The organism is Pedobacter agri PB92, from assembly GCF_000258495.1.
GTDB lineage: Bacteria > Bacteroidota > Bacteroidia > Sphingobacteriales > Sphingobacteriaceae > Pedobacter > Pedobacter agri.
The window spans coordinates 1-13,537 of the sequence record NZ_AJLG01000032.1; the positions used below are offsets into that span (position 1 = coordinate 1).

Below are 13,537 nucleotides of genomic sequence, written 5' to 3' on the forward strand. Positions count from 1 at the left end.
AGTGAATTGCCCAATCGCTATCATAAACTGTAGACGAACAGTCGTCATTGCGAGGCACGAAGCAATCTTACTACTTTAGGTTTATAGCTACTTCATTGAGATTGCTTCGTAACGTCGCAATGACGGTAGCCCTAAAAGGAAAAACCCAGAATTGACTTTCTCAACTCTGGGTTTATTTTTTACTAAAAATCGCTAAAAAGCTTTTTGCTTTATTCTTTAACCTTTCAGCTTAAAAACTTAAACCACCACATTAATAATCTTTCCTTTGACAAAAATGATTTTCTTAGGTGCTTTGCCATCCAAAAATTTCTGGAATTGTTCATTCGTCATTAAAATCGCTTCCACTTCTGGTTGTGGCAATGTTAAACTTAAATTTAAGTTCATTTTCATCTTACCATTGATAGAAACCGGATAAGCAAATTCATCTTCTACCAAATGTTCAGGGTTAAATGTTGGGAAGGCAGTATAAGACAATGTACCTGCATCATTACCCAACTGAACCCAAAGTTCTTCGCAGATGTGTGGCGCATAAGGTGATAAAATTACCACCATATCCTGCAAGATGCTGCGTTTATTACATTTTAAATCTGTCAATTCATTTACCGCAATCATAAAACTAGAAACAGAAGTATTGAAAGAGAAACGCTCAATATCATCCTGAACCTTTTTAATGATTTTATGTAATGATTTCAGCTCAGCTTTGGTTGGCTCTGCATCAGAAACCGTGAATTCCCATGCTTCGTTGTGGAATAATCTCCAGAATTTACGCAAGAACTTGAACACACCCTCAATACCATTGGTATTCCAAGGTTTACTTTGCTCCAACGGACCTAAAAACATTTCGTACATACGTAAAGTATCGGCTCCATAACGCTCAATCAAATCATCGGGATTAACCACATTGAATTTTGATTTGGACATTTTTTCTACCTCAACACCGCAGATGTATTTTCCACCTTCAAGAATGAATTCTGCGTTAGCGTATTCTTCTCTCCAGGCTTTGAATTTATTTAAATCAAGTGTATCGTTCTCAACAATATTCACATCAACATGCAATGCTGAAGTTTTGTATTCTTTTTTTAATCCGGCAGAAACATAAGTGTTTGTTGGTTTGCCATCCGCATCGTTAATTCTGTAAACAAAATTACTTCTGCCCTGAATCATGCCTTGATTAATCAATTTCTTGAAAGGCTCTTCCTCTTTGGTATAACCTAAATCTTTCAAAAACTTATTCCAGAAACGGCTGTACAATAAGTGACCAGTAGCGTGTTCAGAACCGCCGATGTATAAATCAACATCTTTCCAATACTCAACAGCTTCTTTTGAAGCAAAATCTGCGTTGTTCTCAGCATCCATATAGCGATACCAGTACCAACTGCTACCTGCCCAACCTGGCATGGTGCTTAATTCGTAATGTCCACCATCTGTCGGCACCCAGTTTTCTGCTCTCGCTAAAGGCGGTTCGCCAGTTTCTGTTGGTAGGTATTTATCAATTTCTGGCAAGATTAAAGGCAATTCTTCCTCCTGAACTAAATAAGGTAAACCATCTTTAAAATAAACCGGAATTGGCTCTCCCCAATAACGCTGGCGACCGAAAATTGCATCACGTTGGCGGAAGTTAACCTTGGCCTTTCCAACATTTTTTTCTTCTAACCAGTTATTCAAAAACGGAACCGCTTCTTTATAAGTCAATCCGTTGATGAAACCTGAGTTAATATATTTCCCTTCTTTGGTTGGGTCGGCTTGTACTTCTATTTCTTTTTGGCTATCCAAAATCTGAATAATTGGCAAGTTGAAATGCGTTGCAAATAACCAATCACGTTGGTCGCCACTTGGTACGCCCATAACCGCACCTGTTCCATAACCTGCAAGCACGTAATCGGCGATCCATAACGGAACACGTTCGCCACTTACCGGGTTAATTACATAAGTTCCTGTAAAAGCTCCAGAAACGGTTTTAGTATCCGCCATGCGGTCTAATTCCGATTTCTTTTTAGTCTGAGCAATATAATTTTCGATATCTTGTTTTTGTTCTGGCGTAGTCAATTCAGCAACCCATTCATGCTCAGGCGCCAAAACTAAATAAGAAACACCGAAAATGGTATCTACACGTGTAGTGAAAACTTCTATATAGTCTGGAGTCGGAAGTCCGGAGTCCAAAGTCTTATTCGTCAATCTTAAATCGTCAATCTTAAATCGAACTGATGCTCCAACACTTTTCCCAATCCAGTTGCGTTGCATTTCTTTAATTGGTTCCGGCCAATCGATGGTATCCAAACCCTGCAAAAGCCTGTCAGAATAGGCGGTAATTCTCATGCTCCACTGCATCATTTTCTTTTGCTCAACCGGGAAACCTCCACGCTCTGAGAAACCATCTTTAACTTCGTCGTTTGCCAAAACCGTTCCCAAAGCCGGGCACCAGTTTACCGTACTTTCCCGAAGGTAAGTCATGCGGTATTTCAACAACTCGATTTGTTTTTCTTCTTCAGTAAATGTAGCCCAATCGCTCGGCAAGAAAGATTTCACATCTTCATCGCACACCGCTTTTACATCTGCTGTGCCAGATGCATTGAATTTTTCAATCAGCGTGGTAATATCTTCTGCCCTATCCGTTTCGATGTTATACCACGAATTAAACAATTGCATAAAAATCCACTGCGTCCATTTGTAATAAGATGGTTCACTGGTACGCACTTCACGGCTCCAATCAAAAGAAAAACCAATTTGATCTAACTGGCGACGGTAAGTGGCGATGTTTGCTTCTGTTGTAATTGCCGGATGTTGGCCCGTTTGTATCGCATATTGTTCTGCAGGTAGACCAAATGAATCGTAACCCATTGGATGCAAAACATTAAAACCTTTAAGGCGTTTGTATCTCGAAAAAATATCTGATGCAATGTAACCTAGTGGATGACCAACATGTAAACCTGCTCCCGATGGATAGGGAAACATATCTAATACATAGTATTTTGGCTTTTCAGAATTGCTTTCGGCTTTAAATGTTTGATTATCGGCCCAAAACTTCTGCCACTTTTGTTCTATTTCTTTGAATTGGTAATCCATTGCAAGTTTTAAATTTTTAAAGGGGCGAAATTACGGAAATTAAGGGGTTTAGTGAAACATAATTTTTAGCAGCTTCTTGCAGCGAAAACACGGATTTTTAGGGAATTGGATTTGATTTTATGCAGAAGCCTGCGTTTTTAAACGGGATGGAAGCGATATCCTTTTTTGTTCTTCCGTCGATAAGCCGAGGATGACAACAACAAAAAAGATTTAGCGTACAGCCCGACTGTGCTACCCCAAGGAATACTGCAGCTAGCTTTTCAAGCTATCATCCCAAAAAAAATGCGCCATTGATTTAAAACCAATGGCGCAAGCAAATAATCGGGATTAAGATTTTTATCTGGTTAAGTAATATTTTTTAACGATGTTGGTTTTATCAATTTTGGCGGTAAATTCGAGCTGTGTAGCCGACAATGTAGAAACTGTACAGTAAGAACTTCCTTCTGGGAAAACCATACCAAATTCGTTACCCAATGATGCCGTATAAGTTCCGATGGTACGTTGATTGGTTAAGCTTAATTCAACCTGATCGTCCTGGTTTGATTTGAAATCTATATAATCATTCATGGTATAGTTAAATGTTCCGTTAAGCGCCTGATTGCTATTACCAGATACTTCGATTTTATTAACGGTCCACTTGCCCATTATTCTTGCTTTAAGTGAGGTTTCGTCTTTTTTGCACGAAAATAATGTTGCCGTGACTAGCATTAGCAGACCCAGGAATGTAATTTGTCTTTTCATAGTGATTAATTGTTTTAGGTTGATTTAATAACGCCGTTTAATCAAATTTCGTACCGCTTAGGCAAATCCACTTAATATTTTTATGTTTTTTGATGGAACTAATTTTGGCTTTAGGGCGTTAATGATGATAATATTGGTGTTTATCAGGTATAATTTATATTTTCGCAAAAACAAAATTGAAATACATGGAAGAATTCGAAGTAAGTGACGCATCTAAAAAAACCAAAACGGTATACATCTCTACTATTATTAGTATTGCGTTGGTTTTATTAATGCTTGGGCTGCTTGGGTTGGTACTTGTACATGCCAAAAACCTGTCTAATTACGTTAAAGAAAATATCGTTCTAAATATTATTGTTGATGAAGGTGCTAAAGAAACCGATGTTTTAGCGTTCCAAAAAGAATTAAACGCCAATAAAGCGGTAAAACAAACGCAGTATGTAAATAAGGAGCTTGCTGCGAGAAATTTAACTCAAGATTTGGGTGAAGATTTTGTTAATTTCTTAGGCTATAATCCGCTTACCTCAACTTTTGATGTTTACTTAAAAGCTGAATACGCAAATAACAAAAGTATTGATGGTTTAAAAGCATCAATTTCAAAAAATCCTGTAGTGAAGGAAGTTGTTTATCAAAGTTCGTTAATTGATATGGTGAACAAAAACATCAACACCATTGGGTTAATTATTTTAGCCTTCGCTGCATTATTACTTGTAATTTCTATTGCATTGATAAACAACACCATACGCTTAGCAATCTATTCTCAAAGATTTTTAATTAAAAGTATGCAGCTGGTTGGTGCAACGAAAAATTTTATCAGACGTCCTTTCTTATTATACGCTGCCTTGCATGGTTTAATTGCAGCCTTTATTGCAATTATAATTTTGCTTGCTACCTTGATATATGCCCGCAAAGAAGTACCCGAGATCATTATACTAAACAACTACAAAGAATTTGGTTTTGTATTTGTTGCGTTGATCATCATCGGAATTTTTATTACAGGCTTAAGTACATGGTTTGCAGTAAGCAGATATTTACGGTTGAAATCTTATAATTTATATAGATAATGGCATTAGAAAAAAAATCAGGTCCTGTAGTTAAGGACGTTAAAAGCGAATTGGTTTTCACTAAGAAAAATTACCAGTTATTGTTAATCAGCATGGCAATTGTTGCTCTTGGTTTTGTTTTAATGATGGGAACTGAAGGCGACATTTATGATTTTAGAAGAACCTTATTGGCTCCGCTTGTGGTATTGTTCGGTTTTGCTTTCGGAATCTACGCGATATTAAAAAAATAAATTATTCTTAAGAATATGAAAATGAGAACGCTTGATTTGATTGGGCGTTCTCTTCATTTTTACGCCACCTAAAAACATTATGAAATATTTCGAAGCTGTTATTCTCGCAATAATTGAAGGACTAACTGAATTTTTACCTGTATCGAGTACGGGGCACATGATCATCGGCTCCTCTTTTATGGGCATAGCCAGCGATCCTTTTGTTAAACTGTTTACGGTGGCCATCCAACTAGGTGCCATTTTATCAGTAGTGGTATTATATTTCAAAAGGTTCTTCAAATCGATTAACTTCTATATTAAACTGATAGTTGCTTTTATTCCTGCCGCAATTTTCGGTTTATTACTCAGCAAAAAAATTGATGAACTTCTGGAAAGTCCGATGGCGGTAGGAATTTCGCTTTTGGTGGGCGGAATTATTCTTTTGTTTGTAGACAAATGGTTTAACAAACCAACCATTAACGAAGAAGAAGATGTTACCTACTTAACTGCCTTAAAGATTGGTTTTTTTCAGTGTATTGCTATGATTCCGGGTGTTTCCCGCTCCGGAGCAACTATTGTAGGTGGTATGAGCCAAAAGCTAAGCCGAAAAGTAGCGGCTGAATTTTCATTTTTTTTAGCCGTACCCACCATGTTTGCCGCCACCGGAAAAAAGCTCCTTGATTTTTACCAAGATCCAAAAAATATCATAACACAAAAAGAAATTAACTTACTCTTAATCGGAAACGTTGTGGCTTTCATTGTTGCTTTATTAGCGATTAAAAGCTTTATTGGCTACCTTAATAAACATGGTTTTAAAATGTTTGGTTGGTATAGAATAGTAGCGGGTTTGATCATTATCATCTTACTGATGACTGGCCATAACTTACAAATTATATAATCTGTATCTTTGCGCAAAAAAGATTTGTGAGTACAGAAAATTCAAAATTCAAAGATTTCAATTTTGCCGAAGGCGAACTGTTGTTAATTAATAAACCCTACAAATGGACCTCATTTGATGTGGTAGGCAAAATTCGTAACTCTTTAAAGCCCCTAAAACTAAAGGTTGGCCATGCTGGTACACTAGATCCTTTGGCAACTGGTTTGCTGATTATTTGCACCGGCAAACTCACTAAACAGATAGACACCTTCCAGGCAGAAGAAAAAGAATATACAGGTACGATGATTCTGGGCGCCACTACACCATCATTCGATATGGAAACAGAAGTGGATGCAACATTTGATATCAGCAATATTTCCAACCAGGATATTTACAATGCCTGCAAACCTTTTATCGGAGATATAGAACAATATCCGCCTGCACATTCGGCTGTAAAAGTAAATGGTGAGCGTTTATACGTTAAAGCCAGACTGGGCGAAGAAGTGGAACTACGGAAGCGTTTTGTGAGTGTACCAGAATTTGAAATTACCCGAATAGAATTACCTGAAATAGATTTCAGAATTGTTTGCAGCAAGGGTACTTATATCCGCTCTCTCGTATCTGATTTCGGAAAACAACTCAACAGCGGCGCTTACTTATCGAAACTCACCCGTACACGTAGCGGAAACTTTTTGCTGGCCAATTCGTTTGAGGTTCTGGAGCTCGTTAATTATATTCGTAGCAAGAAAGAAGAAGCTAAAACGGAAACGCAGATATGAACAACATCAAAAACCGAAACACACGATTTGTAAAAGAAGTTTTGCTGATCGTAGCTGGTGTAACTTCTGCATGTTTCGGTTTGAAGAGCTTCTTAATGCCAAATGAGTTTATTGATGGCGGAGTAACGGGAATTTCACTTTTAATCAGCACTTTAACAAAATGGAACCTCTCTTACCTCATTGCAATCATTAACATTCCATTTGTAATTTTAGGCTACAGGCAAATCGGAAAAGCTTTTGCCATCAAAACTGCGATCGCTATTGCAACCCTTGCAGTTGCGCTGATCGTTCTGCCATTTGAGCCCATTACCCACGATAAATTGTTAATTGCTTTTTTCGGCGGATTGTTTCTGGGCGGTGGTATTGGTTTGGCCATGAGAGGTGGTTGTGTGATTGATGGAACGGAAGTATTAGCACTTTACATCAGTAAAAATAGTGTGTTAACAGTTGGCAATATTATTTTGATCCTAAACATCATCATATTTGCTTTCGCTGCGTACTTTTTAAATATCGAAACCGCATTGTATGCCATTTTAACTTATTTATCTGCATCGAGCACTATCGATTTTATTGTTAATGGCTTGGAACAGTATACCGGTGTAACCATAATTTCTGAGCGTCAAGATGACATTAAGAGTTTTATCATAAATGACATGAAACGTGGGGTTACCATCTACAAAGGAGAAGGTGGTTATGGAGAGAAAAAAGACCTCGACATTATTTTTACTGTGGTAACCAAACTCGAAATGAGCAAACTGCAATCGGCCATCAGGCAAATTGATGCTGATGCTTTCGTTATTCAGCAACAAATCGCTGATTTAAAAGGCGGTGTAGTTAAACGCCATTCTTTACATTAATTTTCCCCATCCCTTGAAAATATATCAAAACCTTTCAGAATTTCAAAGATTAGAAAATGCTGTGGTAACCATTGGCACTTTTGATGGCGTACATTTTGGCCATCAAAAAATCATCAGGCAACTGGTAGCAAAAGCTAAAGCTGATCATGGCGAAAGTGTGATTTTAACATTCTTTCCGCATCCGAGAATGATTATTGATCCTGAAAACCAGGATCTGAAATTGATTAACACCATTAACGAGAAAGCAGCGATTTTGAAAGAACTTGGTGTAGACCATTTAATTATTACCCCATTTACGAGGGATTTTTCTAATCAAACGCCGGAGGAATATATACAACATACATTGGTTGAAAATATCGGCACCAAACATATTATCATTGGTTATGATCATCGCTTCGGCAAAGACAGAACGGGTAACCTGACTGATTTGAAAGCCGCCGGGGTCCATTTTGGTTTTACGGTAGAAGAAATCATGGAACAAGATATTCACGATGTGGCAGTAAGTTCAACTAAAATCCGTCAGGCACTTTTAGCCGGCGATGTTAGTTTAGCTGCCGACTATCTTGGCTACCCCTTTTCGATATTCGGCCGGGTAATTAAGGGCGATAAAATCGGTCGTACAATTGGTTTTCCAACTGCTAACCTTTTTGTAGAAGAAACCTACAAGCTTATTCCGGGTGATGGAATTTATGCCGTAACGGTTGAAATGAGTTTAGAAAGTGAAAAACTAAAAGGTAAAAGTGAAAAGTCAAAACTTCAAAGTGGAGATACCGGCATAAAACCTACGGCTTCAACCCTAAGCCTTCAACCTTCAACATTCAGAGGCATGGCTTACATCGGGCAACGTCCAACCATAAACGGAATGACCAGGAATATTGAGGTAAATATTTTTGATTTCGACCAGGAGATTTATGGACAAGATATTAAGATGAACTTTTTGAAATTTTTGCGCCACGATGTAAAGTTTACCGGTTTGGAAGCACTCACCTTACAATTACAAAAAGATAAAGCGGCTACACTTGCATTCTTTGCATCACAAGATAGCCATTAATCAAAATTCCCCTCCAATAAAAGCCTCAAAATCGTTATATTAGCGGCAATGAGGCTTTTTTACATCATCATATTTATCTGCTCAAGTTATTGTTTTGCCAGTGCTTTGCCACAGGCAAAACATCATGACAATCAGTTTAAAAAAGCCAAATTGAGTTTTCTTTCTGATAAAAAGCTGTATAAGCTCAATGCAGATTCAGCCATGGAAAATGAAACCCTGGAGAAAGATTTGATCAATAATATTACCCCAAAAATTGCACTTTCTTTCTTATTGTTGATGGGTATTGTGGTCAACTTTTTCAAAAGCCACTTGTTAACCTGCAAAATAATTCTCAGAAAATTAAAATACAGCTACTGGTGTTTATTTAAAATGCTGTACCCTAAACATGTTTTTTGGTAAATATATTGATTTGCTCACAGCAATGTGGATATTAAAATTCAAACCTAAGAAGCGTTTGAAAAATTATTTTAATCATTACCATTTTATCAATGCATTTACCCGATTTAATTGCCGATTTAGGATTAATTCTTGCCGCCGCAGGAATCACAACCCTCATTTTTAAAAAAATAAAACAGCCTTTAGTTTTGGGCTATATCCTGGCGGGCCTTTTGGTTGGCCCACATCTCGATTTTTTTCCATCTGTAACCGATACCAAAAGCATCAATATTTGGGGAGAAATTGGCGTAATCTTTCTTTTATTCAGTTTGGGATTAGAATTTAGTTTTAAAAAACTAGTAAAAGTGGGTGGCTCCGCCTCCATTACCGCAGTAGTTGAAGTTGTTTTCATGTTGTTAATTGGCTTTGCCGCTGGTAAATTAATGGGTTGGAAAACCATGGACAGCATATTTCTAGGTGGAATTCTTTCGGTTTCATCTACTACAATTATCATCAGGGCTTTTGAAGAACTCGGCGTTAAACATAAAAAGTTTGCAGGTTTGGTTTTTGGTGTGTTGATCGTAGAAGATTTAGTGGCGATTTTACTACTCGTTTTACTTTCAACGCTGGCGGTAAGTCAGCAGTTTGAGGGCGGCGAAATGCTGATCTCGATACTAAAACTTGCTTTTTTCCTTGTGCTTTGGTTTTTAGGTGGAATATTCTTGATTCCAAGTTTTTTAAAGGCAACCAGAAAGTTAATGAACGATGAAACCATGCTGGTAGTTTCCCTTGCACTTTGTTTAATTATGGTTCTGTTAGCCGTAAAAGTTGGTTTTTCTCCAGCTTTAGGTGCTTTTATCATGGGTTCAATCCTGGCAGAGACTACTCAGGCAGAAAAAATAGAGCACCTCACAAAATCCGTTAAAGATTTATTTGCGGCAGTTTTCTTCGTATCGGTTGGAATGCTCATTGATCCAAAAATTTTAGTCGATTACGCTTTGCCCATTGTTGTGGTAACCCTTGCTACCATACTTGGTAAATTTCTGAGTTCGAGCCTTGGGGCACTCCTTTCCGGTCAACCCTTAAAAACAGCTGTACAATCTGGAATGAGTTTAGCACAAATCGGGGAGTTTTCATTCATCATCGCTACATTAGGATTAACCTTAAAGGTTACCAGTGATTTTTTATATCCGATAGCAGTAGCGGCCTCAGCCATTACTACTTTTACCACGCCATATCTCATTAAACATTCTGAGTCGTTTTACAATTTCTTAAACAGGATTTTACCCAAAAAATGGCTGGATGGCATAGCAAGATACAGCTCAAGCACAGCCGGAATTACCACCTTGAGCGACTGGAAAATTCTGTTAAGAAGTTATGCTTTCAATACCATTATTCACTCTGTAATTATTATTGCCGTCATTTTTCTAGCGTCCAGATATCTGCAGCCGTTTATAGCAAAAAATGTTGTTAACGGTATTCAATCTACCATTATCAGTTTAATCGCCTCATTTACCTTAATGGCGCCATTTTTATGGGCATTATCCATTAGAAGAATACAGAAAACAGCCTATTCTCATCTATGGCTGAACAAGAAATTTACCCGCGGGCCGCTAATTGCGATAGAGGTTTTCAGGATTGCTCTTGGAATATTTTTCGTTGGTTTTTTGATGTACGAATTTTTCGATACCTGGATCGCCGCAGGAATTGCATTGGCGCTGATTGTGTTGGTGATGGTTATTTTTTCAAGAAAATTACAGGCCTTTTATAACAAACTGGAGAAACGCTTTATGCTCAATTTAAATGCGAGGGAAAACCAGAAACCTGACATTTTACCTTGGGATACACATTTAACAGAGATTAGGGTATCTCCTGAATCGGATGTAGTTGGGAAGACGCTTGCGGAGCTAATGATTAGAGAAAAACACGGCGTGAACATCGCCCTGATTGAACGTGGTAGAATCAATATTCCTACCCCGGGAAGAGATGAACGGCTTTACCCAAATGATAATCTGCTTTTAATTGGAGCAGATGATCAACTCGCTTCAGTAAAAGCATTACTGGAAGTTGATACCCCTGAAACAGAACAGGAAAAAAGTTTCCCTGATAAAGAAATGACGCTGCAGAAAGTTGTAATCAATACCGAATCGCCCGTTTATGGATTAAGTATCAGAAACGCAGGTATTCGCGAAAAAGCCCAGGCTCTAATTGTAGGCATCGAACGTGGCACCGAGAGAATTTTAAACCCATCTTCTGAGTTTGTTTTCGACAATGGAGATGTGATCTGGATTGTTGGGAATAACAAAAAGATTAAAGATGTCATTTAATCAGCTAGTTGTCTTGCTACCTGATACCAATATCTTGATACTAATTTTATATCTTCGTGTATAACCTAACCTATGAAAGTTGATAGAGAAAAGAGTGAGTTTCTTGATGAAGTAATTGAGCAATGGCAAAACGATGGGCTTATTACTGAAGAAACAGGCAACAAACTCCGCAAAAGTTACGAAGCCAAAAATTTCGATTGGCTTCGGCTGGCACAATATGCTTTCTGGGTAGCACTGGCTTGCGGCTTTATCGCCCTGGGCTCGCTTCTAATAGATAATTCGATATTAAATTACCTGAAACGGGTTTACAATACGCCGAATATTGTAATTGCAATTGTTTCCGGAGGTTTAGCCGCCTGGCTGTATATTCTCGGCTTTAGGAGGAAGAAAAAACTGTCACATTTAAAATTCAGCAATGAGGCAATTGTTTTTTCGGCCATTTTGCTCACTGCCAATGCAATTGCTTATTTCGGCAAAGCATTAGATAATGGCTCAGGCAACTTCTCTATTCTTATTTTAATTTCGGTTTTTATTTACGGTGGTTTGGGTTACATTTTCCGTTCCAGATTAATTTGGGTATTTGCATTAATCTCATTGGGAGCCTGGTTTGGAACAGAAACAGGCTATTTAAGCCGCTGGAATTATTACTTCTTAGGCATGAATTATCCGCTTCGTTTTGTAGTATTTGGTGCAACATTAACCGCAGCGTCTTTTATTATGAAAGCACTGCCTAAAACGCAACATTTCTTTCAGGTTACTTATATCGCCGGAATGGTTTATCTGTTCATTTCACTTTGGGCATTATCTGTTTTCGGCAACTTTGCCAGCTTAGAAGAATGGTACTCCGTAAGACAGTTAAGCCTGTTTTACTGGGCAATAATTTCGGCAGCGGTTTGTGTGGCCAGCACACTGTTTGGCTTAAAATACCATGATGACATTGCCCGGGAATTCGGCATAACTTTCTTATTTATTAACCTCTATACCCGCTATTTCGAATACTTTTGGGATAGCTGGCACAAAGCAATATTCTTTTCGGTACTGGCCGCATCATTCTGGCTAATTGGCAGAAAGGCTGAAAAAATCTGGAATGTAGAGTTTTTGAAATAACAGATAAGTTTCGAAGCTAAGGTGTTAGAACCAGGGTTATATCCATCAAGCTCAACACCAACCAGTAATAATTTGTAGCGCAAAAGCAGTAGCAATGAGGTTGCGGCAGTCCCGCCAATGCTGCAATCTTTTGGTTAAAGTTTGCCTGCATTTGAATAATGTCCAACCAAAAGTATTTCCGCTTATGTCGGGGCTATTTAACTCAATGTAGTATCCCTTCGGTTGGTTTTTATGCACAAACCATTGTACCTAAACCCGACATAAACGAGCATCCCGAATTTTTCGGGATAAAGTGTTTGGCGGGACTGAAAGCCGTCCTTGCAACCAAACTTTCATTTCCAAATAATTGATTGATAACTAAAGAAGATTCAGAAACAAGTTCAAAATCACTATTTCTTTTCGTTTTTGAGCAGGATCAAATTGTAAATTATAACAGAATCACCAGTTGCTTAACTACCAGGTAAGCTGCTAAAACATATAAAAATATGGCGATTGATTTGTTGATGATTAAACTGCTTAAGGCGAACTTTTCCTGAATGAATGTTGCAAAATGAGCGTACAGATATAGCGCTCCAGCCGAACCAAAACCTGATCCTAAAGCAAAAATAACGAGTGATAAATAGTCCGTTTCAATCCACTCGTGCAGGATAACGTAGTTGCCAAAAAATAGCCAAAAAGGAATTTGAACAGGATTTAACACGCCAAGTATCAATCCATATAATACGCTCCCACTACGTTTATCTTCCTTTTTACTGCTTGTTTTCGGCGCTTTTTTACGGTTTACCCAGGTAATGGTACCCATCGTAATAAACATCAGGATCATAAAACAGTCCACCAATGTTCCCAATCTGACTTCACTAACCGCTTCATTAGGATTTATATCGCTCATCGCCCACCGGGCAAAACGCATCATACCGAAAGTAAAAAATACTTCAACGCAGGAGAACGACAGAATAAAGTACCAAACCTGGCGCATACCTTTATTAATGGCAAGCTGTGCTACAGTTAGATTAATATTGCCTGGAGGGATATAGCCCATGGCATTGAGAACGATGCCTATTAAAAAGGTTAGAAAAAGCATTGCCGA

General features: G+C 38.1%; 12 protein-coding genes. 9 read left to right on the top strand and 3 right to left on the bottom strand.

What is annotated here, in order from left to right:
* Nucleotides 1-237 precede the first annotated feature (237 nt).
* Together leuS and ON09_RS06760 are read right to left on the bottom strand one after the other, a co-directional pair.
* Nucleotides 238-3,063 carry a leucine--tRNA ligase gene (gene leuS, locus ON09_RS06755; protein ID WP_010600301.1) on the bottom strand — a complete coding sequence of 942 codons (2,826 nt, stop codon included), beginning with the start codon at nt 3,061-3,063 and terminating at the stop codon, nt 238-240.
* Nucleotides 3,064-3,399: 336 nt separating this feature from the next.
* Nucleotides 3,400-3,804, bottom strand: coding sequence for a hypothetical protein (locus tag ON09_RS06760; RefSeq protein ID WP_010600302.1), 405 nt, complete (start codon nt 3,802-3,804; stop codon nt 3,400-3,402).
* Between the two features lie 185 nt (nt 3,805-3,989).
* On the opposite strand from ON09_RS06760, the gene ON09_RS06765 reads away from it, so the two are divergent.
* From ON09_RS06765 to ON09_RS06805, 9 genes are all read left to right on the top strand, one after another.
* On the top strand, nt 3,990-4,868 hold the full coding sequence (locus ON09_RS06765) for a cell division protein FtsX (protein ID WP_010600303.1): 879 nt from the start codon (nt 3,990-3,992) through the stop codon (nt 4,866-4,868).
* Nucleotides 4,868-5,098: a DUF3098 domain-containing protein gene (locus tag ON09_RS06770; protein WP_010600304.1), complete on the top strand. Its 231-nt coding sequence runs from the start codon at nt 4,868-4,870 to the stop codon at nt 5,096-5,098. The genes ON09_RS06765 and ON09_RS06770 overlap by 1 nt, the downstream gene beginning before the upstream one ends.
* Nucleotides 5,099-5,177: 79 nt before the next feature.
* The gene (locus ON09_RS06775; protein WP_010600305.1) at nt 5,178-5,975 is read left to right on the top strand and encodes an undecaprenyl-diphosphate phosphatase; all 798 of its coding nucleotides are present in this window, start codon (nt 5,178-5,180) and stop codon (nt 5,973-5,975) included.
* Between the two features lie 26 nt (nt 5,976-6,001).
* Entirely contained in the window at nt 6,002-6,733 is a 732-nt protein-coding gene (truB, locus tag ON09_RS06780) for a tRNA pseudouridine(55) synthase TruB (protein WP_010600306.1), read from the top strand.
* Complete coding sequence (locus tag ON09_RS06785; protein ID WP_010600307.1) at nt 6,730-7,590, top strand: YitT family protein; 861 nt, start codon at nt 6,730-6,732, stop codon at nt 7,588-7,590. Before truB ends, ON09_RS06785 begins: the two co-directional genes overlap by 4 nt.
* A 13-nt stretch (nt 7,591-7,603) precedes the next feature.
* The gene (locus ON09_RS06790; protein WP_010600308.1) at nt 7,604-8,641 is read left to right on the top strand and encodes a bifunctional riboflavin kinase/FAD synthetase; all 1,038 of its coding nucleotides are present in this window, start codon (nt 7,604-7,606) and stop codon (nt 8,639-8,641) included.
* Nucleotides 8,642-8,689: 48 nt separating this feature from the next.
* Complete coding sequence (locus ON09_RS06795; protein ID WP_010600309.1) at nt 8,690-9,040, top strand: hypothetical protein; 351 nt, start codon at nt 8,690-8,692, stop codon at nt 9,038-9,040.
* 89 nt (nt 9,041-9,129) lie between these two features.
* On the top strand, nt 9,130-11,343 hold the full coding sequence (locus tag ON09_RS06800) for a cation:proton antiporter domain-containing protein (RefSeq protein ID WP_010600310.1): 2,214 nt from the start codon (nt 9,130-9,132) through the stop codon (nt 11,341-11,343).
* Nucleotides 11,344-11,415: 72 nt separating this feature from the next.
* Nucleotides 11,416-12,450, top strand: coding sequence for a DUF2157 domain-containing protein (locus ON09_RS06805; protein WP_010600311.1), 1,035 nt, complete (start codon nt 11,416-11,418; stop codon nt 12,448-12,450).
* Between the two features lie 427 nt (nt 12,451-12,877).
* Here the strand turns inward: ON09_RS06805 and ON09_RS06810 are convergent, their stop codons facing one another.
* Nucleotides 12,878-13,531 (bottom strand): LysE family transporter, encoded by a 654-nt coding sequence (locus ON09_RS06810; RefSeq protein WP_010600312.1) that lies wholly within the window; start codon nt 13,529-13,531, stop codon nt 12,878-12,880.
* Between the last annotated feature and the right edge of the window lie 6 nt (nt 13,532-13,537).

What these genes read in the sequence shown, in the direction of transcription:
- leuS (WP_010600301.1), bottom strand. Translation starts at nt 3,063, where the DNA reads ATGGATTACCAATTCAAAGAAATAGAACAAAAGTGGCAGAAGTTTTGG.
- ON09_RS06760 (WP_010600302.1), bottom strand. Translation starts at nt 3,804, where the DNA reads ATGAAAAGACAAATTACATTCCTGGGTCTGCTAATGCTAGTCACGGCA.
- ON09_RS06765 (WP_010600303.1), top strand. Translation starts at nt 3,990, where the DNA reads ATGGAAGAATTCGAAGTAAGTGACGCATCTAAAAAAACCAAAACGGTA.
- ON09_RS06770 (WP_010600304.1), top strand. Translation starts at nt 4,868, where the DNA reads ATGGCATTAGAAAAAAAATCAGGTCCTGTAGTTAAGGACGTTAAAAGC.
- ON09_RS06775 (WP_010600305.1), top strand. Translation starts at nt 5,178, where the DNA reads ATGAAATATTTCGAAGCTGTTATTCTCGCAATAATTGAAGGACTAACT.
- ON09_RS06785 (WP_010600307.1), top strand. Translation starts at nt 6,730, where the DNA reads ATGAACAACATCAAAAACCGAAACACACGATTTGTAAAAGAAGTTTTG.
- ON09_RS06795 (WP_010600309.1), top strand. Translation starts at nt 8,690, where the DNA reads ATGAGGCTTTTTTACATCATCATATTTATCTGCTCAAGTTATTGTTTT.
- ON09_RS06800 (WP_010600310.1), top strand. Translation starts at nt 9,130, where the DNA reads ATGCATTTACCCGATTTAATTGCCGATTTAGGATTAATTCTTGCCGCC.
- ON09_RS06805 (WP_010600311.1), top strand. Translation starts at nt 11,416, where the DNA reads ATGAAAGTTGATAGAGAAAAGAGTGAGTTTCTTGATGAAGTAATTGAG.
- ON09_RS06810 (WP_010600312.1), bottom strand. Translation starts at nt 13,531, where the DNA reads ATGCTTTTTCTAACCTTTTTAATAGGCATCGTTCTCAATGCCATGGGC.